Source organism: Qipengyuania sp. ABI-127-1, from assembly GCA_022953095.1.
GTDB lineage: Bacteria > Pseudomonadota > Alphaproteobacteria > Sphingomonadales > Sphingomonadaceae > Qipengyuania.
In genome coordinates this window covers 362328-387043 of sequence record JALJCR010000002.1, presented here as the reverse complement: position 1 = coordinate 387043, position 24716 = coordinate 362328, and the positions used below count along the sequence as shown (strand labels likewise).

The window sequence follows — 24716 nt, the reverse complement described above, 5'->3', positions numbered from 1 at the left end:
GACCGTGCCTTGCTTAACCGGTGTTGGTTAACACAGTGGCCATGCTAGCATGAAAATCAGCGGAACGCGGTAATCCGCCCGCTGTCGTCGAGGATATACAGCGTATTGTTCGCAACGACCGGCGCGAGCGAAATCGGCTGGTCGAGATCGGTGAACAGGCTGGCTGAGCCTTCGCCCGTACTGATCCTGTAGACATGCCCTTCGGAATTCACGGCCCACAGATTGCCGCCGGCCAGCACCGGGCCCGACCAGAAGATCGGCCCTTTCTTGTCCTCTTCATTCCGCCAGCGCGGCAATTGGGTCAGCCAGCGAATCTTGCCCGTGGTGCGGGCGATGGCCAGCAGACGCGCATCGTCGGTCAGGGCGAAGATCCACTCGCCCGCAATGGCGGGGGTCGAAATCCCGGCAAGGTTGAGTTCCCAGATGCGCTGGCCGGTGACCAGTTCGTAGGCTGCCATGCGACCGCCCTGACCCAGCGCGTAAACGCGGCCATTGTCGATGATCGGATCGGCATCGATATCGGTCAGCGAACCGACCGAAGTCGAAATCGAGGTGCGGGCAAGCGCGTCCGCCCATAGCGTTCGGCCGTTTTCGTACCGGTGCGCGATCAGTTCCCCGGAACTGTAGCCCGCGATGACGGTCCCCTGTCCCGCAGCCGGTGCTGCCACGCCGAAAACCCCCGCCTGAGTGGACGAGCCCGACTCCTGCCACTGGATCGAACCATCGGCAGCATCGAGCGCGAAGATCTGGTTGTCCTGGGTCATCACGAAGACCGAACCGAAGGCGATTGTCGGCGATCCGCGCAGCGGGCCGGACGGCTTGACCTTCCATAGCACCGACCCATCGGCTGCATTGAGCGCGATCACATCGCCAGCGCCATCGGTCATATAGACCTTGCCGTCATCGTAGCTTGCCCCGCCACCGAAGGCGGACGGCTTGAGGTCGCTTTCCAACCCGGGATCGTAGGTCCAGCGCTGCGCACCAGTCTGGGCATCGAAGGCGGACAGCCTCCCGTCTCCGCCGACAGCGAACAGGATGCCATTGCCCACGACCGGTGATGCGCCGAGACGACGGCGATTGGTGGCCCCTTCCACATTGACCGTGAACACGCGCGTAGGCGACGCCCCCAGAGCCAGATGGCCATAGGACTTGGTGGCGTTGCCTCCCGCCTGCGCCCAGACGTCGTTCGACTGTGCCGGCGGCAGGACGACCGAAACCCCGGCCAGCGCCGGATCGACTTCGGCGCCGGTCTGGATACGCGAAAGGATCGGCTGGCGTTCACCCATGGTCGGCGTGACCCGTTTGTTGTCGCCGCCGCCGAAAAGGCCGCCACTGCAAGCGCCGAGGCCTGCGGCCAGAACCGCGACAAATGCCGTTCGCGTAAAGTTTGTGCGGTGCTTCATCTATATCCTCGTTCCGTAAATCTTGAAGGGCCGCAGTCGGCCTTATTCGGTTGCGACCGCGGCGCCTTCGCCATCGGCCCCGCCGCGTTCGACCCTTTGCTCTTCGAGCAGTTCGTTTACATCCTCGATCGCATCGACGCCCAATACGCCTGCCATCTGACGCGCTCTCGACCGGATCGATTCCGGACTTTCCTCGTCTTTGGCGATCTGAGCAAACAGGGTGCCTGCCTCGTCGCGCTTGCCCTGATCGAGATAGGCATGGGCGAGCAGTTCACCGGCGCTCGCGAAATAGGCCTTGCCCGGCACCGCCAGCGGTTTGAGAGCAGCGATAATCTCGGCACTTTCCATGCTATCGTAATCGATTGCAATCGCCCGCAGCCGCGCGAGGTCCCGCATGGCAGGTGCAGCGTCCTCGTTGCCCGCGACACTTTCGAACAGGTTTACCGCCTGCTCGGTATCGCCGCGCTGTTCGGCAATACCGGCGCGCATCATTGCCGCCGCGGCCGCGGCACCGCCACCTTCCTTGCCAGCGAGGTCTTCCAGCCGGTCGAACCCGCTGCCGATATTGCCCGCCTGTATCTGGTCGAGCGCACCCACCAGCGCTTCGGAATCGCGCTCCATCGCGGCTTCCTGGCGGCCGTCCCAATAGAGGTATCCACCGAAGGCAGCCAAGCCCAGTATCAGCAAGCCGAGCAGCGGCTTGCCCCATTTATCGAGGAATTCCTCGGCATCGCCTTGACGCACGGCATCGTCGACCTCGCGCAGCAAGGCCTCCTGCTCGGCACTCTGCTGTTTGGCGCGCTTTTCTTCACGGGACAATTGGTTCTTGGGCGTCAGGGCCACGGCGGCGGGCTCCATCTGGATAGGTATCGGTTTGCGCGGCTCTTTACGGACAGGCGAGGTCGAGGGCAATGGTCGGCTAAGCCTGTCCCCGCCCGCGTGAATGCTGCCTGAAACACCTTACAGCTCAATGCGCATCGCACTCGAATAGAGACGGCGATAGGTCGCAACCATTTTCGCCTCGTCGAATTCGGCAACTGCCTTCGCCCGATTGGCCTCGCCGACTTCCTTGCGAAGCTCTTTGGACACGGCGAGCTGGACCAATGCCATGCCCAGTTCTTCTTCGTCGCCCGGTGGTGCAATGAACTCCGCATTGGCCTCGGACACCATTCCCGCAATGTCGCCCACAGCGGGGGCAATAACGGGAATCCCCGCCGCCATCGCTTCGACCACCGATAGCGGGAACTGTTCGGAATCGCTCGATAGCGCAAAAATGTCGAACAGGCCGATGACCCGCGCAGGATCGTCGACTGCTCCCGGCAGGTGAACACGGTGATTGATCTGCAACCGGTCGGCTTCCGCCAGAATGGCATCGTGCGCCTCCCCTTCGCCGAGGATGACGAGCTGCCAGTTGTCCGCCAGCTGGGAAAAGACCCGCACGAGCCGGGGCAGATTCTTGACCGTACGCAGGCCGGCCAGCGTGCCCACCCAATATTCGCCCGGATGCTTGATCAGCCGCAGCGCATCCTTTTTGGGACGCATGGCGAAGGCTTTGGTATCGATACCGTTGGGAATGCGTTTTACCCTGCCGAGCGGCTGCTGCCAGTCGACCAGGGCGATTTCCTCGAGCCGCTCGGACGGGACCACGAGCCCGGCTGCCCTGCCCAGCGCGATCCGTCGGTACCAGGTTCGACTGATCTTGAGCTTCTTCGCTTCGCTCTCGTCGAAGCCGTCCTCGTGATGGATCAGCGGAGGCAAGCCGTGCAAGTCCTTGAACAGCGTGTGCGCCATGACCGCGTCCATCGCGCCCCAATTGTATGTGCATACGAGATCGTAGCCGCGCATCGCCTTGGCAAGTTTCTGCAATCGCCCGGGCGTGGGCCGCCCTTTGAGGCTGGGAAATTCGGGTTGCAGGCGAATGTCGACGCTCTTGGCGATCCGGTCCGCGGCACCCAGCCTGTCGGGCTCGGCGGATATGATCGTATGCCGCGCCTTTTTCCCGAACGCATTGATCAACTGGACGGTGCGCAATTCCTTGCCTCCGGGGGCGAAGGTGGATTGCAAATGAAGGATGTGCGGCACCGCACCGCCCCGCGCCCGGCTCACGCGATCAGCGCCAGCAGCCGGTCGACTAGGACACGCGCTTCCGGCTCGTCGAGCGTGGGAGCATGGCCGACGCCGGGTACCGTGGCGCAGATGGCTTGCGGCGCGCGGCGCTGCATCTCGGCAAAGGCCTGTTCCGAAAGCAGTTGCGACAATTCGCCGCGCAGCAGCGCCAGGGGCTTTTCCGCCAGCGCATCGAAAGCGGGCCAGAGATCGGGGGGTACGGCCGCTTCGTCTGCCGCAAGAATGGGTTCGGCGATCTTCATGTCGTAATCGAAGGCGATCCGGCCGTTATTGCACAGGGTCAGCGTGCGCTTGGCCATGACGATCCAATCCTCGGTCCCGAAGTTCGGAAATGCGGCGCCATGGACATCCTCGAGCGCGCGCGCGGCGTGCATCCAGGTCGGAAAACTGCGCCCCTGGCCGATATAGGATTTGATCGCGTCGAGCCCCGCGGTTTCGAGCACCGGCCCCACATCGTTGAGCAGGGTCCCGGCGACACGCTGCGGATGTGTCGCCGCGATCATCAGGGTGATGAGCCCGCCCATCGACGTACCGATCGACACGAAACTGTCGATCTGCTCCGTGTCCAGTAGAGCCAGAATATCGAGCGCGTAGGTCCCGACATTGTAGCTGGCTGGATCCTCGGAATAATCGCTGTCGCCGCGCCCGCGGATCGAAGGCACGAGCACTTGCCAGCCCTGCCCGGCGATATGGGGCGCAAGACTATCGAAATCGCGCGCATTGCGCGTCAAACCATGCAGGCAGATGACCGATGGGCGATCGTTGGCAGAGCCATATTCGCGGAAGTGAAGGGTGAGACCGTCGGCGCTCTGCCAATGTCGGTCGGTATAGCTGGTATCCATTCTGGCGGCAAAAACCTTAGTCGCTTTGCGTTGCTGCCCTTGTTTCGGGCCGTCTTGCCGCCCACTATCGCTGTATGCGCGCCGAACCGCAAGCCGCGAGCTATCGCCCCGACACACCCATCGAGACACTGGGGCACTGGATCGGCGATCCGGTGGAGCCCGCCGATTTCCCGAAAACGGTCTTGCGCTTCCGCAACGATCGTCACGCCGCGAGCGTGGGCCTTGCCGGGTTGTCGGATGACGAATGGCTCGCTCGGTTCGGGCGGTTCGAACCGCTCGAGGGCAACCTCCAGCATCCCCTCGCGCTGCGGTATCATGGGCACCAATTTCGCGTCTACAATCCCGAAATCGGCGACGGCAGGGGCTTTCTCTATGCGCAGATGCGCGACGCCGGGGGACGCCTTCTGGATCTGGGCACGAAGGGATCGGGGCAGACGCCGTGGAGCCGCGAAGGCGACGGGCGCCTGACTCTGAAAGGGGCCGTTCGCGAAATTCTCGCGACCGAAATGCTCGAAGCGCTGGGCGTCGATACATCGAAAACCTTCAGTGTGGTCGAAACCGGGGAGGAATTGTGGAGGGGTGACGAACCCTCCCCCACCCGCTCGGCGGTGATGACTAGGCTCAGCCACGGCCATATCCGCATCGGCACGTTCCAGCGTCTCCTCGCCCTGGAAGAACCCGATCATATGGCCCAACTCGTCGATTATTGTCTCGGCAATTTCCCAGGCCCGCCCCCGCCCGAGGAAGCGCCCGGACGTGACGAACCGGCGGTCCGGCTGATGCATCTGGTGGTCGAACGCCTTGCCGATCTTGCGGCGAGCTGGATGGTCGCGGGCTTCGTCCACGGCGTGCTCAACACCGACAATATGAATATTTCGGGCGAGAGCTTCGATTACGGCCCATGGCGTTTTCTGCCAAAGTGGGACCCGCGCTTCACCGCCGCCTATTTCGATCATCAGGGCCTCTATTGCTTTGGCCGCCAGCCCGAGGCGCTGCACTGGAACTGCGGCCAGTTAGCCGTTGCGCTTCGATCGATTGCCGAGGCACCGCCGCTGATCGCGGCCATGGAGCGGTTTGGGCCTCTCTACATGGCAGCGGTTGGCAGACGGTGGTGCTGGCGGCTCGGCATTGAATCGCGCGGCACCAAAGCCGATACCGCGCTGGTCGGAGCCTGCGAAAAAGCGATGACCGAAAGCGGCATCGCACCCGATGCGTTTTTCTTTTCGCATCGCGGGGGCAGGAATATATCGGGCGAACTCGCCGAAGCCTTCGCAGAGTATGGACCGGCCGCAGACGATCACCCCTATTGGGATGACGATGCACCGCAATCGATGCTGATCGACGAGGTCGAGGCGATCTGGGCCGCCATCGCCGAAGGTGACGATTGGCAGCCCCTTCACGCAAAGGTTGCCGCCTTGCGGAGAATGGGCCAAGCGCATGGCACACCACCCGTGCCTGCAGGCCATTCCGGACCATTCCCGTCGAGTTGAATTGACGCAGCGCGTCTTACCTCCCACTTAGGCCGCGCATACAGAGACATAGAGGATACGAATAGCGCCATGGCGACCGATCTGGTCTCAACCGAACCTGCTACCGGCAGCGAAATCTGGCACGGCACATCGGGCAATGTCGACGCTGCTGTCGAGCGCGCGCGCAAGGCGATGCGCGACTGGGCACGCGAGCCGCTCGGTCGGCGGATCGAACTCATGCGACGGTTCGCCAATCAGGTACGCAAGCATTCCGAACAATTTGCCGAACTGATCGCACGCGAGACGGGCAAACCACTGTGGGAGGCCCGCACCGAGGTCGAATCGGTCATCGGCAAGGTCGAGATATCGATCACCGCCTATGCCGAACGGACCGGCCAGAAGAAGCTGAACAGCGCCCTGCAGGGGACCGCCGCGCTCCGCCACAAACCCCATGGCGTCATGGCGGTGCTCGGCCCTTACAATTTCCCGGCACACCTGCCCAACGGACACATCGTTCCGGCACTGATCGCCGGCAATGTCGTGATCTTCAAGCCGAGCGAAAAAACGCCGGCCGTGGGCGAATTTCTCACCCGCTGCTTTCACGAGGCCAAGGTCCCCGAAGGCGTGGTGCAGTGCATCCATGGCGGCGTCGACGTTGGACAAGGCCTGGTCGAACACTGGATGGTCGATGGTGTCCTGTTCACGGGTTCCGCGCGGGCGGGCATCGCGATCAATCGCAAGCTGGCCTCCGATCCAGGCAAGATCGTCGCACTGGAAATGGGCGGCAACAACCCGATCGTCATGCTCGATACGCCCAAGATCGACGATGCCGCGGCAACGATCGTACAATCGGCATTCACGTCCGCAGGGCAGCGCTGCACCGCAGCGCGGCGGCTGATCGTGGTCGATTCGATGTTCGACAAAATCGTTCCGGCGGTGAAGGAGCTGGCGGAAAAGCTGATAGTCGACGAACCATTTGCCGATCCGCAGCCCTTCATGGGTTGCGTGATCGACAACGGCACCGCTGACTTGCTGTCCGAAAGCTTCGTTGCGCTGATGAGCCGGGGGGGCAAGCCGATCATGCATATGCGGCGGCCCGACGAGAAGCTGCCCTTCCTGTCACCTGCAATCCTGGATGCAACCGAGATTCACGAACGCCCCGATATCGAACTGTTCGGCCCGCTTTTACAAGTGATCCGCGTGGCCGATTTCAACGAAGCGATCTATGAAGCGAACAATACCCGGTATGGCCTTTCGGCCTCTCTGATCGGCGGAAAGCCCGAAGATTTCGAACTGTTCTGGCACGAAATCCGCGCCGGGATCGTCAACTGGAACCGACCGACCAATGGGGCATCCTCCGCGGCGCCCTTCGGCGGCGTGGGGCTCTCGGGCAATCATCGTCCCGCTGCCTTCTATGCCGCGGATTACTGTGCCTATCCTGTCGCCAGCACCGAAATGGAACAGCCACGCGCAAGCATCGGCGTGGGCATCAAAGAGGACTGAGCGCGGCCTACTCGGTGGTGACCAGATCGATCTCGGTCACCCCTTCGGGCAGGCGGCGTCCATAGACGACATAGGCCGAGGACCCCTTGGTTCCGCTCAGAATATTGTCCCCCGCGCTGGTGACGTGCTCGACGCTGAATCCCGCAGATTGCGCCCGCGTGCTGTAGAATGCCAGCACTTCGTCGAGCGCGACCGGCGTGAGGAAGGAAACGACCCTCAGCGCGCAATCGCCTTCGTCGGTGCCGGCAGCTTCCTGCGTATTGCCACGCGGGTAGACGGGGAAGGCCGCGGGCAGCTTGGCCGCCCAGGCCGAGGTATATTTCACCCTGTCGCCGCAATTCGCGTCGCCCGGCGCAACGGCAGCGCGCGCGGCAGCTACCATCGCGGCGCTTGGTGCGGCATCGTCGCCCAGCGCCTTGGCAGCCGGGGCCGATGTCAGTTTGCTATGCCCGCCGACCAGTTCGGCCGCGCGGCTGCGTGCAGCCTCGATCGCACGCGGCGACTTGTCGATATTCGGGATGGCGGCATTGCCAGTGCCCGACAGGGCGGCATTCGCCTCGTTGCGGCCGGCCAGATCCGGATCGGTCATCAATTCATCGTTGAGCGCCTGTTCGCTGGCCGGGTCCATGGCGTCGCCCGCCGCCTCGTCCTCTGCCTTGTCGCCACAGCCGGCAAGCAGGACGATCGGGAGGACGGAGACGAGCAGGCGACGTTTCATAGGTAGACCTTCAGCTTGGAACGAGACCCGCATAGGAGCCGGAACCGCCGGGGTTCCAGCCTGTCGGGAGGGCCTGCACCATAGCGGGACATGGACCGCTGCGAAAGCTAATGGGCGCCGCCCGCCCTCCTCATGGAGAACGAACGACGCCCGCACGGCTCGGTGGGAACCGTGGTATCCGACCGCGGGTGGGCACGGCCGAAACTCGTACTAATCGTCAGCCGCAGCGCGTTTTGGAGCGATCGATCGTACGCCCCAGCAAGGCGCCTGCGGCACCGCCGAGGATCGCGCCGAGCGTGCGGTCGCCGCGCCCGGCGACCTCGTGACCGATCAGCGCGCCGACCCCGGCACCTACCAGAAGGCCCGTGGTGCCATTGTCGCGGCGGCAATAATATCGCCCGTCACGCCCGCGCCAGATACGCGTGTCCGAACGGACTGGCTGGCCATAATGGCGATCGTAACCCATGTAATAGGGGCGCGCTTCGTACCGGCGATCATCGCGGTAGTCCCGATAGTCGCGGTACTCACGATCTCGATAGTGACGATACTTGCGCTTCTTTTTATGCTCATAGGTCATGTCGCCGGTCACGGTGGTATGAACCCCTTGGGGTGCATGCAGCGCCGGGGCCGCGCTTGTCGGCATGGCAAGGGCAAGGCCCGATGTGGCAAGCGCCAGCGAAACGGTTTTGAGAATCGTCGACATGGGTTCGTCCTTCATTAGTTGGGCTGACCACCACAGCCGCGTCGATGATGTCGTTAAGTTTTAACCCCACAAAGATGAACCAACTGCAACAGCGTCGTCAGATTTGCGATTTTCGACGAGCCGAGGTCATGCTGAGGACGAATTGAGGCTTGCGGGGCTACCCACAGCCGCCTAGCGCGCCCCGATGGACGCAGGCACCCCACCCCAGCATGATCGGACGGGCCTCGCCGCAGCCTTCGGAGCTTATGTCATCTGGGGCTTCCTGCCGCTCTATCTGATTCTCGTTCAGAGCGTTCCCGCGTTCGAATTCGTTGGCTGGCGCATCATCTGGACGCTGCCATTGTGCCTGCTGATCGTGCTGATACGCAGGCAATTGCCCGCATTGCGCGCCGCGCTGGCCAATCGCCGCACACTCGGCTGGCTGGCGGCGAGCGCGGCCCTTATTGCGGTCAACTGGGTCGTGTATGTCTGGGCGATCCAGAATGGTCAGGTCTATGCGGCCAGCCTTGGCTATTACATCAATCCGCTGCTCAACGTGTTGCTGGGCACCTTGCTGCTGGGCGAGAAGCTGACCCGGCCGCAATGGCTTGCCGTCGGAATCGCAGCGGTCGGGGTATCCCTGCTCGCCGCAGGCGCGCTGACGACCTTGTGGATCAGTCTGACGCTGGCGCTGAGCTTCGGGACCTACGGGCTGATCCGCAAGCAGGTCGATGTCGGGTCGGTCCCCGGGCTGACCATCGAATCCGCCCTGCTGCTGCTGCCATCCATGGGGGTCGCCTGGTATTTCGCGCAGACGCAGGGCTCGTCCTTCGCGGTGTCGACCGAGCTGAGCCTGGCAATCATGGCGGGCGGCGCGCTGACGGCTTTTCCGCTGCTGCTCTTCGCCATCGCCGCACGCAAGCTACCCTATTCGACGCTCGGCTTCATCCAGTTCCTCGCACCGAGCATCGTCTTCATCCTCGGCCTGACGGTCTTCGGTGAAGAGCTGAAACCCGTGCAGGCAGCCTGTTTCGCCTTCATCTGGACGGCCGCCGCGATTTTCGTCTGGGACCTCGTGGCCCGGTCTAGGAAGCCAGCCGCCAGTTGAGCGTTTCGCCCGCATGGAAGGGCACTATCTGCGCCTCGCCCCCGTCGACCTCGGCGGGAACCTCCACCGGCACCTTTTCCAGCGTGATGTGCCCCTCATTGGGCGCGAGCCCGTAAAAGGCCGGGCCGTTGAGGCTGGCAAAGGCCTCGAAACGATCGAGCGCGCCCTCGTCCTCGAACACCTGGATATAGCTTTCGAGCGCAAAAGGCGCATTGAAGATACCCGCGCAGCCGCAGTCGCTTTCCTTGGCATGGCGATGGTGCGGCGCGCTGTCGGTGCCGAGGAAATACTTTGCCGAGCCACTCGTCGCCGCGCCGCGCAGCGCCAGACGGTGCTGTTCGCGTTTAGCCACGGGCAGGCAATACATATGCGGACGGATGCCGCCGACGAGGATGTCGTTGCGGTTGATATGCAGGTGCTGCGGCGTGATCGTGGCGGCGATATTCGGCCCCGCGCTCTCGACAAAAGCCACCGCCTGCATGGTGGTGATATGCTCAAAGATCACACGCAGCGTGGGAAGACGGTCGACCAGCGGCTGGAGAACACGATCGATGAACACCGCCTCGCGGTCGAAGATGTCGATGTCCGGCGTGGTCACTTCGCCATGGACGCATAGCGGCATGCCGATCTCCGCCATGCGCTCGAGCACGCCCATGATGTTGGCGATATGGGTCACACCGTGGGCTGAATTGGTTGTCGCCCCCGCCGGATAGAGCTTGGCTGCGGTCAGCACGCCATCCGCATGGCCGGCCACCAGGTCGTCCGCATCGCTTTCGTCGGTGAGATAGGCCATCATCAGCGGCGTGAAATCCACACCCTCGGGCACCGCCGCCAATATCCGCTCGCGATAGGCGGCGGCGAGTGCGGTGGTGGTGACCGGCGGCGCGAGATTGGGCATCACGATCGCCCGTGCGAACTGACGCGCAGTGTACGGCACCACCGCGCGCATCGTATCACCATCGCGGAAATGCAGGTGCCAGTCGTCGGGGCGGCGGATTGTCAGCGATTCGGCCATGGTGTTGCCTATGGCGGCGAGCGGCCTATCTGTCACCCATGACTGCCACTCGCCTGACCAACCGCGCCGTAATCCGTCTCTCCACCGAGGACCCGGCGGAGGACGTTGTCGACTTCCTGCAGGGCCTCGTCACCAACGATGTCGCAGGCCCCCTGCCCGCCTATGCCGGGCTGCTGACGCCGCAGGGCAAGACGCTGTTCGATTTCCTCGTCTGGCCGGGCGCGGAAGGGGAGCTGCTGATCGACTGCGAGGCGGATGCGGCGGAGGATCTTGCCAAACGCCTGTCGCTTTATCGCCTACGCCGCAAGATCGCCATTGCGGTCGACCCTTCGGTCGCGGTCCACTGGCAGGCGCATCAGGGCGATGGCGGTGCGTCCGATCCGAGGCTGGCGGCCTTGGGGCAGCGCTGGCTCGCGTCGGCGGATGACGGCGATCAGCCAGCGGACAAGGCGTGGCTGGCACATCGCCTTGCTCTCGGCGTGCCTGAAACCCGCGCGGAGCTGGGCGATATCCTGTGGCTTGAAACCAATGCGGTCGAGCTGAATGGCGTCAGCTTTTCCAAAGGCTGCTATATCGGCCAGGAAAACACCGCGCGGATGAACTGGCGCAGCAAGGTCAACCGGCGCCTGATGGTGGTCCCGCTCGCTCAATCCGCCGAAAAGCGGCGCAAGGCGGCCTATCCGGAATTCGATATGGCGGTCGACCATTTGCGGCTCGATGCAATCGACCCTGCCATGACGCCCGACTGGCTGAAATCGGCATTGGCAGAGTAGGACTGGGCAGAATCCCATCACAATGGCTCTGTTTCACAAAGGGTTATTTGAGAGGGTTACATCCGTGCTGAAGAAACTGTCTGCATTTATTGCTCCACTCACTCTTGCAGGCGCGGTACAGGCGCAAGAAGCGCCCGATCCACCGTTCAGCGAAGAGGCAAAAGCCGAAGTGGTAGCGACGCTGGAAGAGAAGCTGCGCGCCAATTATGTCTTCCCCACGATTGCCGAAAGGGCCGCAGCTACGCTCTCGCGCCTCTCAGCGAACGGAAAATACGACGAAATCGACAAACCGCAGGCCTTCGCCGATGCCCTCCGCAGCGATTTGCGCGAAGCGGGCAACGATCGACATTTGCAAGTGCGCTATGACCCGTCCTTCCGCGAAATGTCGCCTGAAGAACAGGGTGCTGCACCATCGGAAAAGGAAGTTCGCGAAACCAGGCGGCAGCTTGGTATGCAGGCCTTTGGCATCCACCGCGTTGCACGATTGCCCGGAAATGTCGGCTATCTCGATGTCCGCTTCTTCGGGCCGACCGAGTTTGTCGCCCCCGGCTACGAGGCTGCCATGCAGATGCTGTCGGGGATGAGCGCAATCATCATCGATTTGCGCTCGAATGGCGGCGGCGATCCCGCCAGCGTGGCGCAGCTTGCCAGTCATTTCTTCGCGCAAGGCGACGAGCGACACCTCAACAGCATTTACAACCGGGTTGAGGACACCACACGCGATTTCTGGACCGTACGCTCTGCTGCCCCGCGCTATACTGGACCCGTCTTCGTCGTGACGTCGGATTATACGTTTTCGGGTGGCGAGGAACTCGCCTACGATCTCCAGACGCAGGAACGCGCGACCTTGGTCGGGGAGACCACGGGTGGCGGGGCCAATCCCGGCCAGCCGATGTCGCTCGGCCATGGGTTCTACGCTTTCATCCCGACCGGACGCGCCATCAATCCGGTCACCGGCACGAACTGGGAACATGTCGGCGTGAAGCCCGACCACCCGATCGCAGCCGAGGAGGCGCTGGTCGAAGCTTATCGCCTGGCGCTTACAGAAGTCGCCCGGAACGAACCCGACGCGCCGACGCGTGCGGAATACGAAGCGCTTGCCAAGCGCGAACTTTCCGAGATTGCCGAACTGCCGCGCTGGAAACATCCACGGGAATAGGAGACTATCCCGCCGGAGGGGGGATCTCCATCGATCGCACGAGCATCCGCTCCGCCCGGTCGCGCGCCGCTGTTTCCGGCAATCCCAGCGAGCGGGAAAGTGCCGTCCCAATGAGGGCATCGCCCATCGCCAGCAGCACCAATGCCAGCGTTTCTTCGTGAAGCTGCATCGGAACGGTGCCATGCGCGGCTTCTTCCGGTGCGATCTCGTCGACCAGTTGGTGAATGGTTTCCACGATCGGCGTCAGCGCATCTTCATTGCCCGTCAGGATCATCCAGCTCGCGAGCGCCCCGGCACCCTCCTTGTCAAACGCATCGAACGCCAGATCGACCACTTCGCGCGGGCTACCCAGCCCTGCCCGGGTCGCCCTGACGGCATCGATAATCGTGTCGCACACGGTCCCCGCCAGGTGCCCCGCCAGCGCCTTCTGAAGGCCTGCCGCCGAGCCGAAATGGTGCAGTAAATTGGCATGGGTACGCCCAATTCGCGCCGCGACTGCCTTTAGCGTGACCGATTGCGGGCCGGTCTCGATAAGGAGCGAGCGCGCCGCTGCCAGAGCAGCAAGCCGTGATTCCTCATGAGAAAGTCGTTTGCGTGTGGCCATATGCGGGAGGACTAGCCCATCGATCCGGTGCTGGAAAGCCACCGCCACTTTTTATTGACAGTGGTGTAAGTAGTGCTTACTTACACTGATGTAAGTTAATTCAGCGGAGCCCATGATGAACGCCCCTGTTTCGATCGATACCACCGTTCGTAAAGCCGCGCCGACACCGGCCGACCTGACGATCACTGTACGCGATGAACGTTTCAACCGCAGCACCAGCCCGCGCCGTTGGTGGGCGGGCGAGCCGTTCGGCACGGCCTGGCACAATGCGCTTTCGGCGACCTTCCCGCGGGGCGAGGCCTTCTTCATCGAAGCGGTCAAGGCACATCGCGAAGGCGCCGACCCCAAGCTCGAGGCCGAAATTCGCGCCTTCATCAAACAGGAAATCAACCACACGCGCGAGCATATCGCCTTCAATCGCCTGGCCGAAGATGCCGGTTACGACATCAAGGCCATCGATGCGCGCGTGGCCGAAATGCTTGCGCTAACCAAGGATCGCCCGGCGATCGCCAATCTGGCCGTGACCATGGCGCTGGAACACTACACCGCGATGATGGCTGCCGAATTTCTCGCCAATCCAAAGCATTTCGCCGAGGCCGATCCCGAAGTGCGCGACATGTGGCGCTGGCATGCGGCCGAGGAAATCGAACATAAGGGCGTCGCCTATGACACATGGCTTCACGCCACGCGGGGCTGGTCGGGCTGGAAGCGGTGGAAGGTTCGCAGCCTGGTGATGATCAGCGTTACCGCGCGCTTCTTCAAGAACCGTTGGACCGATTCGCTCGAACTGTTGAAACAGGATGGTATCACCGGCTGGAAAGCCAAATGGGGCCTGTTCAAGTACCTGACCGTGAGCCCTGGCGTGGTCCGCCGCATTTTCCCCGCATGGCTGGCTTACTTCAAGCCCGGCTTCCATCCGTGGGACCATGACGATCGCAAGCTCATCAAGCTCTATGAAGGCGATTTCGAAGACGCCTTGATGCCTGCGGAGTAAGCGGCCTTCAAAGAGGATAAGGCCCCGCCAGCACATCGCCGGCGGGGCCTTTTGCTTTGTTCACGCCGCCATTTGCGGAGCGATGGCGGCATTGTCGTCAAGATCGAGCCGATAGAGCGCGCAGTCGGCATCTTCGCCACGGCCGCAGCTATGCCGCTTGGCGACCTTGCCTGTCGGTACGAAGCCGATTTTGCGCAAGACGCGCCCCGAAGCGGGATTGTCGATGAAGTGCCCCGCCACGATCCGCGTGTGACCGAGCAGCTTTGCCACGTCCAGCACACCGCGCGCGGCCTCGCTCGCAAAGCCGTGCCCCCAGCGGTGACGGGCAACCCAATAGCCTAACTCAACATCGCCATTGCCCATTGGATGGATGCCAATGCACCCGATCACTTCCGATCCCGACTGGGTGGGCAGCGTAATCAGGAAGCGCGGAAAGTGCGGGTCCTGCGCCTGCATGACGAATTCACGCGCATGTTTGGGGAGATAGGGCCAGGGCGCACGGGCAAGATTGCGCACGATGGCTTCGTCGGCAATGCCACCGAACAGCGCATCCGCATCTTCGGGCCAGGCAGGCCGCAACAGCAGCCTCTCGGTTACATGGAACATCGGTATTCTCCCCTTGGATCCACGCTCCGGGCTCCTAGGCCGGACGCGTGACAATTGCGTGATGACGAAACAAGGTTTCGCCAGCGAAATCGAAGAGGGAGAAACGACAAGAGGGAGACGGGTTGGCCCCATCTCCCTCTTCGGTTGCCGGATCATGGACCCGGCTGGGACCGTCCCGTTTGGACGATCCCGTTATCGGAGCGTCCGGTTATTCGGCGGCTTCGGCCATCATGTCGACCGAGACGAACTTTCGGTCGAGCTTGCCCTTGTGGAAGCGCACAATACCGTCGGTAAGGGCGAACAGGGTGTGATCCTTGCCCATGCCGACATTGGTGCCCGGATAGAACTTGGTGCCGCGCTGGCGCACAATGATGTTCCCGGCGACGACGTTCTCGCTGCCGAACTTCTTCACACCAAGGCGACGACCGGCCGAATCACGACCGTTGCGCGACGAACCGCCTGCTTTTTTATGTGCCATCGTCCGTGCTCCTTACTTCTTGTCTTCGGTCTTTTTGGCGGCGGCCTTCTTGGGCGCTGCCTTTTTGGCCGGAGCCTTCTTCTCGGCGGCTTCCTTCTTCGGAGCAGCCTTCTTCTCCGCGGCATCGGCCTTCGGAGCAGCTTCCTTCTTCGGCGCGGCCTTTTTGGCCGTGCCACTGCCGACATCGGTGATGCGGAGCAGGGTCATCTGCTGACGGTGGCCGTTCTTGCGGCGATAATTGTGGCGGCGGCGCTTCTTGAAAACGACGACCTTCTCGCTCTTTGCCTGCGCAATGATCTCCGCCGAAACGGTGACCTTGCCGGCATCCGAAAGCGTGTCGCCTTCGCCTGCGAGCAGGACGTCGCCCAGCGTAATGGTATCGCCGGCTTCACCAGCCAGCTTCTCAACCGCGATCTTGTCTCCGGCGGCAACCCGGTACTGCTTGCCGCCCGTGCGCACTACTGCGAACATGGTACGTATCTCTCGTTCAAATTGCTGTGCCCTAACCCACAAGACGAACTCTTGCGAATAAACGGCGCGCCCGTCTGGCCGCCTATGGCAGCCCCGGAAAGAAGCGTGCCGTTAAGCGAAAGGCGGGGCCAAGTCAACGCTTGCCAAGAGGAAAATTGCATCCTCGCTGGCGCGCTGCGGAGGTCGTGATATGGAGGGCACGATGATCGATCGCAAGCTTATTGTCGCCCCCTTATGTGCTTCGTTGCTCGCCGGATGCGCCGGTACCGCCTCGGATCGCTATCCCTCGCTCGCAGTTCGCGACGTAGAGCGCGCCGAAGGCACCTTCCAGCCGGTACCGGGGCGAACGCTCGACGTTCCCGAGGTGGAAACCGATCTCACGGGCGACCTCGACACGCGGCTCGCGGCTCTGGTCGGGCAGGTCCGCAGCTCACATGCCGATTTCTTCGGCGCGGTGCCGGATGCAGAACGCATGGTGGGGGCCGCAGTCGGCAGCAGCATAGGGAGCGACAGCTGGGCGGCAGCGCAGGTTGCGCTGGCCGATCTCGATTCGGCACGCAGCAATTCGGCTGTCGCGCTGGGCGACCTCGACATCCTCTATACCGCCGCGCGTGTGCAGGCGCAGGACGCCGAGGCCATTGAGGCCGCCCGTAATGTCGTGATTGCGCTGGTGGCCGAGGAAGACGCGGTACTCGAGCGATTGCGCGCGCAAATTCGCTAGCAGGCGGAGGAGCAAACGAAAAAGCGCGGAACCGGTTGCCCGGTTCCGCGCTTCCCCCCGGCTTGCCGCGCGCTCAGGTCAACGCGGCAATCGTCCTTTCAGAGAGACCCCAGTCCAAGACGAACCCCGGAAAAATCGGTTCTGATATGGATAGCCCCGCCGCCATCATGGCGAGGAAGGCCAGATAAAGTGCCACCGTCATGATATAGAGCCACCTCGGCAAATCGAACCCGCGCTCCACCTCGCACGCGGCGACGGCGTGCCTGGCAACAAGTTCACGGGTGAGGCGCTTCGACATGGTCAGCTCCTTTGCGTTCCAATGGATGCGCCGAAGCCCGGACACGGTCCTTGATCCCGATCAACAAGAACCGTTTTTCCACCATGCCGGATCGCAGCGGTCGCGATCCTCCTTCAGGAACCCGCAACCGATATCCGGTCGCGCATCGCATCATCGTCGGCCTCGAGAGCGCTGCTCCGCAGGTCCGAAGCAGTGTGCGCTCGTGGCTCAGATTTCGAGATACTGACCGGTAATCCCGGGCGCGCCGACAAGATACGCTTCGGTAGCGTCTACGGCTTCTCCTTGGCCGGCAACCATATTGATCCGCCGGGGCGCGTGCTTGCGCGCCAGCCCCGCGACGATCGCCAGCCGCCATTCGCGATGGCCGTGATCTGTCGGTGGCAGGAGAAGCAAGACATCCTCTCCCGCTGTCAGCCTGCCTTCGACATGGGCCAGCCAATGTTGGTGAAAAACACCCGCGGCGGCGAGCGGGTCGTCGGGCAATCCGTCGACCGAAATACGTTTCATTCGCGGCGCTCGCGGTGGAGGGTGATGCCGATCTTCTCACCCGCCTCGGCAATTGCCAGCTTGACGATTTTTACCGTTACCGCCTCGACGCGCTTGTCTTGCAGGAACAGGGTTTCGCAGACGTGGTCGGCCACCGCTTCGATCAATTTGAAATGCACGCCCTCAGGCAAGGCATCGGACGCGGCGAACTTCAGATCCATGTAGTTCTTCGAATCGTCGAGCGGTGTATCCGCATCGTAGTGGTCGAGCGGTTTCATCCGCACCTGAATGGTAAAGCGCAGCGGCTGGGGGCGGCCGGTTTCTTCGGAATAAATGCCGGTGAGCACGTCGTGCTCGAAATCGGCCACTTCGAGGATCAGCGAATCGTTCATTGCGGGCGCTTTAGCGCGGATTCGACCAGCGCGCGAAGATCGCGGTCGGGAGCAGTCGGCGCGATTCGTCCTCTTGCACGGCAAGGTCGCCATGCTCGATCGTGCCGGGAAGCCCTTCGCAGACCTCATTGAGCAGGCCCGCCAGCGCGAGGCTGCTCATCCGCACGGCATAAACGGTAAGGAAGAGAAACCGGCTGTCGGCATCGAGCAACTGGCGACAATCGGAAACGAGCCCGGGCAGACCCTCTTCCAGCCGCCAGACCTCGCCATCCGGGCCGCGTCCGAATTTGGGCGGATCGAGAATGATTCCATCGTACCGCCTCCGGCGGCGAACTTCGCGCGCGGTGTATTTCACGGCATCCTCGACCAGCCAGCGAATCGGCCGATTTTCGAGGCCCGCCAGCGCCGCGTTCTCGCGCGCCTGGCCGACCGACTTCTTGCTCGCATCGACATGGGTCACGCGCCCGAAGCGCGACAGCGCCTGCGTGCCGACACCGGTATAGCCGAACAGATTCATGGTTTCGGCGTCGGTGCAGCCTTCGAGCTGGTTACCCATCCAGTCCCACACCGGCGCCATATCGGGAAAGAAGCCCAGATGACGAAACGGTGTGCACTGGGCGGTGAAGCGCGCCTCCTCGCCCCAGCCAAGCTCCCACCCATCGTCAGAAACCGGTTTGGAATAGTGCCAGCGCCCGCCGCCATCCTCGTCACTGCCGGGGACGAATTCGCCATGCGCATCCCATTGCTCCAGCCGGGGCGACCACATGGCCTGCGGTTCGGGCCGGATGAAGCGGTAGGGACCATACGCTTCCAACTTGCGGCCATGCCCGCTGTCGAGCAGGCGATAGGCATCCCAGCCCTCGCCTATCATCAGGACAGGATTGCGGCGCAGTTCGGCCATTATCTCCCCTCCCCAAGGGCAAGGGAGTTGGTTGCGCATTGGCTCACGACGCGTGATCCAGGATATGGTCGCGCACCGCCTCATAGGTGCCGGGCAGTTCGGTATAGGCCTCTTCGCGCGCGAACAGATCACCCACTCGTGTCGGAAGCGCGGGGCGCGTACCTGTGGCGCGCTCCACCGCGTCCGGAAATTTCGCCGGATGCGCGGTCGCCAGCGTGACGGTGGACACGTCAGGCGGCAAATCGCTTTCGCGCGCGGCATGCAGGCCGATCGCAGTGTGCGGATCGACGATCTCCGCGCAATTTTCGCAGGCCCAGCGCATCGCACGCGCCATATCGTTCTCGTCGGCGCGCATGCTGGTAAATAGGGCAGAGGCGCCTTCCTGCTGCGCATTGGTAAGGCGCATCGCCCTCTCGGCTTCAAAGCCACGCATCTGTTCCGCCATGGCCGCGCCATCGCGCCCGCCGACGTCGTACAACAGGCGCTCGAAATTCGAACTTACCTGAATGTCCATGCTCGGCGCGGCAGTGGGCGTGACACTTCCGGTAGAATAGTCGCCCGCCGACAGGGCACGGTGGAGGATGTCGTTGACATTGGTCGCCACGATCAGCCGCTCGACCGGCAAGCCCATGCGCGCGGCCACATGCCCTGCGAAGACATCGCCGAAATTGCCCGTCGGCACGCTGAAGGCCAGTTTACGTTCCGGCGCGCCCAGTTGGAGCGACGCGGCGAAGTAATAGACCACCTGTGCCATCAGCCGCGCCCAATTGATCGAGTTGACCGCGCCGATGCGATGCTTTGCGGTAACGTCGCGATCGGTAAAAATTCGCTTCACCATCGCCTGCGCATCGTCGAACGATCCGTCGATGGCGATATTGTGGACGTTGGGCGCACGCACCGTGGTCATCTGGCGGCGCTGGACATCGCTTACGCGGCCTTTGGGGTGAAGCATGAAAATCTCGACGCGGTCGAGCCCAGCCACGGCATCGATCGCCGCGCTACCCGTATCGCCGCTGGTCGCCCCGACGATTGTCAGGCTGCCATTTTCGCGCTCGAGGAACTCCTCGAACAGCAGGCCGAGCAGTTGCAGCGCGACATCCTTGAACGCCAGGGTCGGCCCATGGAAGAGTTCGAGCAGCCATTGCCGTTCGTCGAGCTGGGTGAGCGGGGTGACCGCCGCATGGGCAAACCGGCCATAGGCCTTCGCCGTAAGCTCGCGCAGACGGTCGGGGCTTAGGCAGTCGCTCACAAAGGGCTGCATCACCCGCGCCGCCAGTTCGGCATAGGGCAGGCCGCGCATCGCCGCGATCTCGTCGTGCGAGAATTGCGGCCATTCTTCGGGCACATACAAGCCGCCATCGCTGGCCAGGCCAGCCAGCGTGACACCGGCGAAATCGAGCGCGGGCGCGCTGCCGCGAGTTGAGACGTACTTCATCGGAAAAGGCGGTTAGCGGGGCGCAGGGGCGCGGGCAAGCAAGCGGCTCTTTAATCCGCCCTAGCGCGGGTCGAGCGGCGGCGCAGCGCGAGGACGTAGATCACCAGCGCGGTCAACGCGAAAAAGAACCACTGACCGGCATAGGCGAGGTGATTATTTGGCAGATCGCGCGGATCGGGCGGAGCAAGCAATTCAAGACCCGCAACGCTTTCGGCGGCGACGATCCTGCCACCCGGGGCAATAGTCCCGCGAACCGCACCCCCGGCCCAGTCCACCGGTGCTGGATTGCGCGAGAATCCCAGATCGATCCGCAGCCTCGTGCCATCGGCAAGCGAACAGGTTGCCCGCTGCGCCACGCCCTTCTCGCCCCGCTGGCTGGTGCCCGCCACTGTGGTGACGCCCTCGATTTCAACGCATTCGATCGTCGTGCGCCGGTAGAGGAAATCCTCCAGGGCATCGGGATCGCGGGGATATCCAACCTCCGACGACATGGCCAGAGATTGCTCGGCCCGGGCGATAAGCGCTGCTTTCTCGTCCATTCGGCCCAATTGCCAGAAGCCCAGCGCAATCATCGTCGCGATCGCCGCCGCCACGATCACGGTCGGTATCAACGGAATGCGCATTTACAGATCCCTGCTGCCCGCCTCGCGGGCATCGTTGAGGAATTCGCTGGCGAGCAGCCATGCCTTGGTCACGCGCAACCCGCCGATCACCAGCGCGAAGGTGAGCGGAACCCAGAGAAGCGCATGCACCCACCAGGCCGGTTCCAGCGACAACTCCACCCAAACGGCCAGCGCGACGGTGATCGTACCCACGGCAAGCGTCACCAGCGCCGCAGGCCCGTCTCCGACATTGAAACGCGAATAGTCGAGGCCGCAAGCGCGGCACCGTTCCGAAAAGGCCAGCATGCCGGCAAACATCGTCTTCGCCCCGCAGCGAGGGCACAAACCAAGAAGGGCAGCCTCGGCGATACCGGGCTGCCCTTCGCGTGTTTCAGGCCTGTCGGAAGGCATCAGTGGACGGCAGCGCCCCAGCCGCCCCAGACATAGACGGTGACGAAGAGGAACAGCCACACGACGTCGACGAAGTGCCAGTACCACGCAGCGGCTTCGAAACCGAAATGCTGGCGCGGGGTGAAGTGGCCCTTATAGGCGCGCACCAGACAGACGATCAGGAAGATCGTGCCGACGAGGACATGGAAACCGTGAAAGCCGGTCGCCATGTAGAAGGCCGAGCTGTAGGTGTTGCCACCGAAAGCGAACGGCGCATGGGCGTATTCATAGGCCTGGATCGCGGTGAAGATCACACCGAGGATGATCGTCAGCCACAGGCCCTTCTTGAGGCCTTCACGATCCCCGTGGATCAACGAATGGTGTGCCCAGGTTACGGTGGTGCCGGAACACAGCAGGATCAGCGTATTGAGCAGCGGAAGGCCGAACGGATCAATCACCGCTTCGATCGCCTGCGGCGGGAAGACCCCGCCGACGACGTCGGAAATCTCGCTGGGGAACAGCGCGAAATCGAACCAGCTCCAGAACCAGCCGACGAAGAACATCACTTCAGACGCGATGAAGAGAATCATGCCGTAGCGCATGTGGAGCTGGACGATCGGCGTGTGATCCCCGCGCTCCGCTTCCTTCACGATATTGCCGAACCAAGCGAAAAAAGTGGCGATCAGGCCGGCGATGCCGAGGCCGAGCACGAGATGCCCGCTGGCCATTTCGTGCATGTAGAGCACCATGCCGCTGGTGAAGGTGAGCGCCGAAATCGAGCCGATCAGCGGCCAGATATCGGGTTCGAGAATGTGATATTCGTGATTGACGTTGCCAGCCATAGTACTCGCGTCCTGGGTTTCGCTTTGCGGGTGCCCTTAATGCGCCATGGCGCGCGGGTCTAGGGGCTACTCGGCAGAATCCAGAGCCCGGTGGAAAGTATAGGAGAGCGTGATCTGCTCCACGCCCTCCATATTCGGATCGTCGAGCGCCTTCGGATCGACGAAATAGAGCACGGGCATGCGCACCTCCTGCCCCGGTTCAAGCACCTGCTCGGTAAAGCAGAAGCACTGGATCTTGTTGAAATAGGCGCCCGCCTGCTCGGGCTCGACATTGAAAGTGGCGGTGCCGGTAATGGTCTCGTCCGAATTGTTTTTCGCCAGATAGATCGCCATGTCGCGCTGGCCGATCGTGACAGTGTCGGTCACCTGTTCGGGGCGAAAGCTCCAGGGGACATCGCCTGCCGTGGTCCCATCGAACCGGATCGAGATCGTCCTGCCGCCCGCGCTGGCGCCCAGACGTTCGGCCACGGCAGCGTCGCTTTCGCTTGCACGCTGGGTTGTCCCGCCGAAGCCTGTGACCTGACAGAACAGTTCGTAAAGCGGGACGGCGGCATAGCCGAGACCGAGCATGGCGAGTGCGCCGCCGAAAGCCAGCAGCGCGGTACGATTCTTGCGGGTTTCGAGAGTCGCGGCCGTCATGAAATCCTCACATCCGGGCGATGGTGATAACGTAGAAAAGGATCGCGAGAAACAGCAGGATGCCACCAACCACGAGGTTCCGGCTCTTCTGGCGGCGTTTGAATTCGGCTTCTTCTTCGGGGGTCATCATATCCATCCCTGATAGGCCAGCATACGGTCCACGACCAGCGCGGCGAAAAGCGCGAACAGGTAGGCGATGCTGAAAGCAAACAAGCGCTTTTCCGGTTTCATCGTATCGTTCTCGCCGGTCTGGCGGAAAGCCACCGGAAACGAAAGCGCCAGAAAGGCGAACGTCAGCGCAAGCGAGGAAACGCCATAGACGTAGCTCGTCCCGCCGATAAACCACGGCGCGGCGGCGATCGGCACCAACAAAACGGCATAAACCAGGATCTGGCGGCGGGTCGATCTCTCGCCCTTCACGACCGGCATCATCGGGATCCCGACATTGGCGTAATCGGTCTTCACGAACAGGGCGAGCGCCCAGAAATGCGGCGGGGTCCACATGAAGATGATGAGAAACAGCAGCACCGGCATCAGCGTGATGTCGCCTGTCACCGCGACCCACCCGATCACCGGCGGGAAAGCCCCCGCCCCGCCGCCGATAACGATATTCTGCGGCGTGCGCGGCTTGAGCCAGATCGTGTAGATGACCGCATAGTAGAAGATCGACAGGGCCAGGATCGCCGCAGCCAGCCAGTTCACGCCCAGTCCCATGATGACGACAGAAGCCGCCGAGATCAGCACGCCGAAATCGCGCGCATCGGTGCGGTTCATGCGCCCTGCGGGCAGCGGCCTGGCTGCGGTGCGCTTCATGCCCGCGTCGATATCCGCCTCCCACCACTGGTTGAGCGCCGCCGCCCCGCCCGCGCCGAGCGCGATGCACAGGATGGCGGTGAAGCCGAGCACGGGATGGATACTGCCGGGAGCAGCCAAAAGGCCGCACAGGCCGGTGAAGATCACCAGGCTCATCACGCGCGGCTTGGTCAACGCGAAGAAATCACGCCATTCGGCGGGGAGCTGGGTAGGAACTGCCTGAGTCATGGAATCGAGCGCCATATAGGGCTTCAGATGCGGTTTAGCCAGTCAATCAGGATGCGATTCACCGCATCGGGCCGCTCCTGCTGCGTCCAGTGGCCGACACCCTCTAGAATATGCCCTTCGGCCTCTGGCGCGAACATTTTCACCAGCGCTATCGGGTCCTCGACAGCGCCGAACAGGAAGGTCGCGGGGTCGCGCGTGCCGCCGATGAACAGAGCGGGCTGCTCGATGCGTTTCCCCGCCCAGCCCTGCAGCCATTCGTAATCCACCTCGTGATTGCGATAGCGGTTGAGCGGTCCGCGAAAACCGGACTGCTGGAATTCGGCTTCATAGAAATCGAGATCGTCTTCGTTCAGCCACGAGACCGGGGCAGGATCGGGCAGCCCCTCAAGGAAGGTCGCGCCATAGGGTTTGTCCCAGTAATCGCCGGGGGGCACATCGCCGCAGATCGAATACATCATGCGCTGGATGAAATCGCGCGGGTCTTTTTCCGCTTCGGCGTCCGCGACGCCGGGCTTCTGAAAGTACTCCTGGTAGAAAAAACGCCCCTGCGAGGTGAAATGTTCGTGAAAGACCTCGGTGAACGGGCGCTGGGGCACACCCGCGAAAGGCACCGATAGGCCGGCGACTGCCCGGAAGTCCGCAGGATGGGTTAGCGCCGAATTCCACACTATCGGCGCCCCCCAGTCGTGACCGATCAGGATCGCAGGCCCATCGGGCGAAAGCGCCTGCCGCAAGCCGACCAGATCGCCGACGATCCGCTCCATTGCGTAGGCCTCGACCGGCTGCGGCTTGTCCGACCCGCCATAGCCGCGCACATCGATGGCGCAGGCGGTAAAACCGGCCCCCGCGATCGGTTCGATTTGATGGCGCCAGGAATACCAGCTTTCCGGAAATCCATGGACCATGATGACGAGCGGGCCTTCGCCCTCGACTGCACAGCGCAGGCTCACCTCGCCAGTATCGATGGTACGCATTTCAGGCATTGGACGGACGCTCCGGACAAAAGAAAACGACCGG

Annotated in this window: 30 protein-coding genes; 7 read left to right on the top strand and 23 right to left on the bottom strand. The window is 62.8% G+C overall.

Annotation, left to right across the window (positions count from 1 at the left end; translation table 11 throughout):
* Positions 1–56: 56 nt before the first annotated feature.
* The 4 genes from MUY37_RS11335 to MUY37_RS11320 form a co-directional block, all read right to left on the bottom strand.
* A complete protein-coding gene (locus MUY37_RS11335; protein ID WP_499195470.1) occupies positions 57–1403 on the bottom strand; it encodes an outer membrane protein assembly factor BamB family protein in 1347 nt (448 codons plus the stop codon).
* Positions 1404–1445: 42 nt separating this feature from the next.
* Positions 1446–2261, bottom strand: coding sequence for a tetratricopeptide repeat protein (locus MUY37_RS11330; protein WP_499195469.1), 816 nt, complete (start codon positions 2259–2261; stop codon positions 1446–1448).
* 102 nt (positions 2262–2363) lie between these two features.
* Positions 2364–3509 (bottom strand): glycosyltransferase family 4 protein, encoded by a 1146-nt coding sequence (locus MUY37_RS11325; protein ID WP_499195468.1) that lies wholly within the window; start codon positions 3507–3509, stop codon positions 2364–2366.
* Positions 3506–4372, bottom strand: a complete 867-nt coding sequence (locus MUY37_RS11320; protein WP_499195467.1) for an alpha/beta fold hydrolase — start codon at positions 4370–4372, stop codon at positions 3506–3508. The genes MUY37_RS11325 and MUY37_RS11320 overlap by 4 nt, the downstream gene beginning before the upstream one ends.
* A 74-nt stretch (positions 4373–4446) precedes the next feature.
* Between MUY37_RS11320 and MUY37_RS11315 the strand changes: the two genes are divergently transcribed.
* Together MUY37_RS11315 and astD are read left to right on the top strand one after the other, a co-directional pair.
* Entirely contained in the window at positions 4447–5862 is a 1416-nt protein-coding gene (locus tag MUY37_RS11315; protein ID WP_499195466.1) for a protein adenylyltransferase SelO family protein, read from the top strand.
* Positions 5863–5931: 69 nt separating this feature from the next.
* Positions 5932–7344, top strand: a complete 1413-nt coding sequence (gene astD / locus MUY37_RS11310) for a succinylglutamate-semialdehyde dehydrogenase (protein ID WP_499195465.1) — start codon at positions 5932–5934, stop codon at positions 7342–7344.
* A 7-nt stretch (positions 7345–7351) separates the two neighbouring features.
* Here astD and MUY37_RS11305 read toward each other — a convergent pair whose 3' ends face one another.
* Both MUY37_RS11305 and MUY37_RS11300 read right to left on the bottom strand, forming a co-directional pair.
* Positions 7352–8062, bottom strand: a complete 711-nt coding sequence (locus tag MUY37_RS11305) for a hypothetical protein (protein ID WP_499195464.1) — start codon at positions 8060–8062, stop codon at positions 7352–7354.
* Between the two features lie 217 nt (positions 8063–8279).
* Positions 8280–8765, bottom strand: a complete 486-nt coding sequence (locus MUY37_RS11300) for a glycine zipper 2TM domain-containing protein (protein WP_499195463.1) — start codon at positions 8763–8765, stop codon at positions 8280–8282.
* 184 nt (positions 8766–8949) lie between these two features.
* On the opposite strand from MUY37_RS11300, the gene rarD reads away from it, so the two are divergent.
* Complete coding sequence (gene rarD / locus MUY37_RS11295; RefSeq protein ID WP_499195462.1) at positions 8950–9852, top strand: EamA family transporter RarD; 903 nt, start codon at positions 8950–8952, stop codon at positions 9850–9852.
* Here the strand turns inward: rarD and pyrC are convergent.
* The gene (gene pyrC / locus MUY37_RS11290) at positions 9830–10867 is read right to left on the bottom strand and encodes a dihydroorotase (RefSeq protein ID WP_499195461.1); all 1038 of its coding nucleotides are present in this window, start codon (positions 10865–10867) and stop codon (positions 9830–9832) included. The two genes, rarD and pyrC, sit on opposite strands and share 23 nt — an antisense overlap.
* Positions 10868–10905: 38 nt before the next feature.
* Here pyrC and ygfZ point away from each other — a divergent pair, with 38 nt between their 5' ends.
* Positions 10906–11640, top strand: a complete 735-nt coding sequence (gene ygfZ / locus MUY37_RS11285) for a CAF17-like 4Fe-4S cluster assembly/insertion protein YgfZ (RefSeq protein WP_499195460.1) — start codon at positions 10906–10908, stop codon at positions 11638–11640.
* A gap of 64 nt (positions 11641–11704) precedes the next feature.
* The gene (locus MUY37_RS11280; RefSeq protein WP_499195459.1) at positions 11705–12799 is read left to right on the top strand and encodes a S41 family peptidase; all 1095 of its coding nucleotides are present in this window, start codon (positions 11705–11707) and stop codon (positions 12797–12799) included.
* Positions 12800–12803: 4 nt separating this feature from the next.
* Here MUY37_RS11280 and MUY37_RS11275 read toward each other — a convergent pair whose 3' ends face one another.
* On the bottom strand, positions 12804–13403 hold the full coding sequence (locus MUY37_RS11275) for a TetR/AcrR family transcriptional regulator (RefSeq protein ID WP_499195720.1): 600 nt from the start codon (positions 13401–13403) through the stop codon (positions 12804–12806).
* Between the two features lie 115 nt (positions 13404–13518).
* Here MUY37_RS11275 and MUY37_RS11270 point away from each other — a divergent pair, with 115 nt between their 5' ends.
* Positions 13519–14397, top strand: coding sequence for a metal-dependent hydrolase (locus MUY37_RS11270; RefSeq protein ID WP_499195458.1), 879 nt, complete (start codon positions 13519–13521; stop codon positions 14395–14397).
* 60 nt (positions 14398–14457) lie between these two features.
* On the opposite strand, the gene MUY37_RS11265 is transcribed toward MUY37_RS11270, so the two are convergent.
* The 3 genes from MUY37_RS11265 to rplU all read right to left on the bottom strand — a co-directional run bounded on the left by MUY37_RS11265 (position 14458) and on the right by rplU (position 15952).
* Positions 14458–15003, bottom strand: a complete 546-nt coding sequence (locus MUY37_RS11265; protein ID WP_499195457.1) for a GNAT family N-acetyltransferase — start codon at positions 15001–15003, stop codon at positions 14458–14460.
* A gap of 208 nt (positions 15004–15211) precedes the next feature.
* Positions 15212–15481, bottom strand: coding sequence for a 50S ribosomal protein L27 (gene rpmA / locus MUY37_RS11260; protein WP_067673038.1), 270 nt, complete (start codon positions 15479–15481; stop codon positions 15212–15214).
* A 12-nt stretch (positions 15482–15493) separates the two neighbouring features.
* Positions 15494–15952: a 50S ribosomal protein L21 gene (gene rplU, locus MUY37_RS11255; RefSeq protein WP_499195456.1), complete on the bottom strand. Its 459-nt coding sequence runs from the start codon at positions 15950–15952 to the stop codon at positions 15494–15496.
* A gap of 202 nt (positions 15953–16154) precedes the next feature.
* Here rplU and MUY37_RS11250 point away from each other — a divergent pair, with 202 nt between their 5' ends.
* Entirely contained in the window at positions 16155–16673 is a 519-nt protein-coding gene (locus tag MUY37_RS11250; RefSeq protein ID WP_499195455.1) for a hypothetical protein, read from the top strand.
* Positions 16674–16746: 73 nt separating this feature from the next.
* On the opposite strand, the gene MUY37_RS11245 is transcribed toward MUY37_RS11250, so the two are convergent.
* From MUY37_RS11245 to MUY37_RS11190, 12 genes are all read right to left on the bottom strand, one after another.
* On the bottom strand, positions 16747–16971 hold the full coding sequence (locus MUY37_RS11245; protein WP_499195454.1) for a hypothetical protein: 225 nt from the start codon (positions 16969–16971) through the stop codon (positions 16747–16749).
* A 207-nt stretch (positions 16972–17178) separates the two neighbouring features.
* On the bottom strand, positions 17179–17478 hold the full coding sequence (locus tag MUY37_RS11240; protein ID WP_499195453.1) for a Rossmann fold domain-containing protein: 300 nt from the start codon (positions 17476–17478) through the stop codon (positions 17179–17181).
* Positions 17475–17849: a dihydroneopterin aldolase gene (locus MUY37_RS11235; RefSeq protein WP_499195452.1), complete on the bottom strand. Its 375-nt coding sequence runs from the start codon at positions 17847–17849 to the stop codon at positions 17475–17477. Before MUY37_RS11235 ends, MUY37_RS11240 begins: the two co-directional genes overlap by 4 nt.
* Before the next feature lie 10 nt (positions 17850–17859).
* Positions 17860–18750: an RsmD family RNA methyltransferase gene (locus MUY37_RS11230; protein WP_499195451.1), complete on the bottom strand. Its 891-nt coding sequence runs from the start codon at positions 18748–18750 to the stop codon at positions 17860–17862.
* A 43-nt stretch (positions 18751–18793) separates the two neighbouring features.
* On the bottom strand, positions 18794–20185 hold the full coding sequence (thrC, locus tag MUY37_RS11225) for a threonine synthase (protein WP_499195450.1): 1392 nt from the start codon (positions 20183–20185) through the stop codon (positions 18794–18796).
* 50 nt (positions 20186–20235) lie between these two features.
* Entirely contained in the window at positions 20236–20808 is a 573-nt protein-coding gene (locus tag MUY37_RS11220; protein ID WP_499195449.1) for an SURF1 family cytochrome oxidase biogenesis protein, read from the bottom strand.
* Positions 20809–21093, bottom strand: a complete 285-nt coding sequence (locus MUY37_RS11215) for a DUF983 domain-containing protein (RefSeq protein WP_499195448.1) — start codon at positions 21091–21093, stop codon at positions 20809–20811.
* 104 nt (positions 21094–21197) lie between these two features.
* Entirely contained in the window at positions 21198–22019 is an 822-nt protein-coding gene (locus MUY37_RS11210) for a cytochrome c oxidase subunit 3 (protein ID WP_499195447.1), read from the bottom strand.
* Between the two features lie 66 nt (positions 22020–22085).
* Complete coding sequence (locus MUY37_RS11205) at positions 22086–22658, bottom strand: cytochrome c oxidase assembly protein (protein WP_499195446.1); 573 nt, start codon at positions 22656–22658, stop codon at positions 22086–22088.
* Between the two features lie 7 nt (positions 22659–22665).
* Positions 22666–22788 carry a cytochrome c oxidase system small membrane protein gene (locus MUY37_RS11200; protein WP_499195445.1) on the bottom strand — a complete coding sequence of 41 codons (123 nt, stop codon included), beginning with the start codon at positions 22786–22788 and terminating at the stop codon, positions 22666–22668.
* Entirely contained in the window at positions 22785–23699 is a 915-nt protein-coding gene (locus MUY37_RS11195; RefSeq protein WP_499195444.1) for a heme o synthase, read from the bottom strand. The genes MUY37_RS11200 and MUY37_RS11195 overlap by 4 nt, the downstream gene beginning before the upstream one ends.
* A 23-nt stretch (positions 23700–23722) precedes the next feature.
* Positions 23723–24682: an alpha/beta fold hydrolase gene (locus MUY37_RS11190; protein WP_499195443.1), complete on the bottom strand. Its 960-nt coding sequence runs from the start codon at positions 24680–24682 to the stop codon at positions 23723–23725.
* Positions 24683–24716 lie beyond the last annotated feature (34 nt).

Excerpts from the sequence above, each read along its gene's own strand:
- MUY37_RS11335 (WP_499195470.1), bottom strand. The coding sequence starts at position 1,403 with ATGAAGCACCGCACAAACTTTACGCGAACGGCATTTGTCGCGGTTCTG.
- MUY37_RS11330 (WP_499195469.1), bottom strand. The coding sequence starts at position 2,261 with ATGGAGCCCGCCGCCGTGGCCCTGACGCCCAAGAACCAATTGTCCCGT.
- MUY37_RS11320 (WP_499195467.1), bottom strand. The coding sequence starts at position 4,372 with ATGGATACCAGCTATACCGACCGACATTGGCAGAGCGCCGACGGTCTC.
- MUY37_RS11315 (WP_499195466.1), top strand. The coding sequence starts at position 4,447 with ATGCGCGCCGAACCGCAAGCCGCGAGCTATCGCCCCGACACACCCATC.
- astD (WP_499195465.1), top strand. The coding sequence starts at position 5,932 with ATGGCGACCGATCTGGTCTCAACCGAACCTGCTACCGGCAGCGAAATC.
- MUY37_RS11305 (WP_499195464.1), bottom strand. The coding sequence starts at position 8,062 with ATGAAACGTCGCCTGCTCGTCTCCGTCCTCCCGATCGTCCTGCTTGCC.
- MUY37_RS11300 (WP_499195463.1), bottom strand. The coding sequence starts at position 8,765 with ATGTCGACGATTCTCAAAACCGTTTCGCTGGCGCTTGCCACATCGGGC.
- rarD (WP_499195462.1), top strand. The coding sequence starts at position 8,950 with ATGGACGCAGGCACCCCACCCCAGCATGATCGGACGGGCCTCGCCGCA.
- pyrC (WP_499195461.1), bottom strand. The coding sequence starts at position 10,867 with ATGGCCGAATCGCTGACAATCCGCCGCCCCGACGACTGGCACCTGCAT.
- ygfZ (WP_499195460.1), top strand. The coding sequence starts at position 10,906 with ATGACTGCCACTCGCCTGACCAACCGCGCCGTAATCCGTCTCTCCACC.
- MUY37_RS11275 (WP_499195720.1), bottom strand. The coding sequence starts at position 13,403 with ATGGCCACACGCAAACGACTTTCTCATGAGGAATCACGGCTTGCTGCT.
- MUY37_RS11270 (WP_499195458.1), top strand. The coding sequence starts at position 13,519 with ATGAACGCCCCTGTTTCGATCGATACCACCGTTCGTAAAGCCGCGCCG.
- MUY37_RS11265 (WP_499195457.1), bottom strand. The coding sequence starts at position 15,003 with ATGTTCCATGTAACCGAGAGGCTGCTGTTGCGGCCTGCCTGGCCCGAA.
- rpmA (WP_067673038.1), bottom strand. The coding sequence starts at position 15,481 with ATGGCACATAAAAAAGCAGGCGGTTCGTCGCGCAACGGTCGTGATTCG.
- rplU (WP_499195456.1), bottom strand. The coding sequence starts at position 15,952 with ATGTTCGCAGTAGTGCGCACGGGCGGCAAGCAGTACCGGGTTGCCGCC.
- MUY37_RS11250 (WP_499195455.1), top strand. The coding sequence starts at position 16,155 with ATGATCGATCGCAAGCTTATTGTCGCCCCCTTATGTGCTTCGTTGCTC.
- MUY37_RS11245 (WP_499195454.1), bottom strand. The coding sequence starts at position 16,971 with ATGTCGAAGCGCCTCACCCGTGAACTTGTTGCCAGGCACGCCGTCGCC.
- MUY37_RS11240 (WP_499195453.1), bottom strand. The coding sequence starts at position 17,478 with ATGAAACGTATTTCGGTCGACGGATTGCCCGACGACCCGCTCGCCGCC.
- MUY37_RS11235 (WP_499195452.1), bottom strand. The coding sequence starts at position 17,849 with ATGAACGATTCGCTGATCCTCGAAGTGGCCGATTTCGAGCACGACGTG.
- MUY37_RS11230 (WP_499195451.1), bottom strand. The coding sequence starts at position 18,750 with ATGGCCGAACTGCGCCGCAATCCTGTCCTGATGATAGGCGAGGGCTGG.
- thrC (WP_499195450.1), bottom strand. The coding sequence starts at position 20,185 with ATGAAGTACGTCTCAACTCGCGGCAGCGCGCCCGCGCTCGATTTCGCC.
- MUY37_RS11220 (WP_499195449.1), bottom strand. The coding sequence starts at position 20,808 with ATGCGCATTCCGTTGATACCGACCGTGATCGTGGCGGCGGCGATCGCG.
- MUY37_RS11215 (WP_499195448.1), bottom strand. The coding sequence starts at position 21,093 with ATGCTGGCCTTTTCGGAACGGTGCCGCGCTTGCGGCCTCGACTATTCG.
- MUY37_RS11210 (WP_499195447.1), bottom strand. The coding sequence starts at position 22,019 with ATGGCTGGCAACGTCAATCACGAATATCACATTCTCGAACCCGATATC.
- MUY37_RS11205 (WP_499195446.1), bottom strand. The coding sequence starts at position 22,658 with ATGACGGCCGCGACTCTCGAAACCCGCAAGAATCGTACCGCGCTGCTG.
- MUY37_RS11200 (WP_499195445.1), bottom strand. The coding sequence starts at position 22,788 with ATGATGACCCCCGAAGAAGAAGCCGAATTCAAACGCCGCCAGAAGAGC.
- MUY37_RS11195 (WP_499195444.1), bottom strand. The coding sequence starts at position 23,699 with ATGACTCAGGCAGTTCCTACCCAGCTCCCCGCCGAATGGCGTGATTTC.
- MUY37_RS11190 (WP_499195443.1), bottom strand. The coding sequence starts at position 24,682 with ATGCCTGAAATGCGTACCATCGATACTGGCGAGGTGAGCCTGCGCTGT.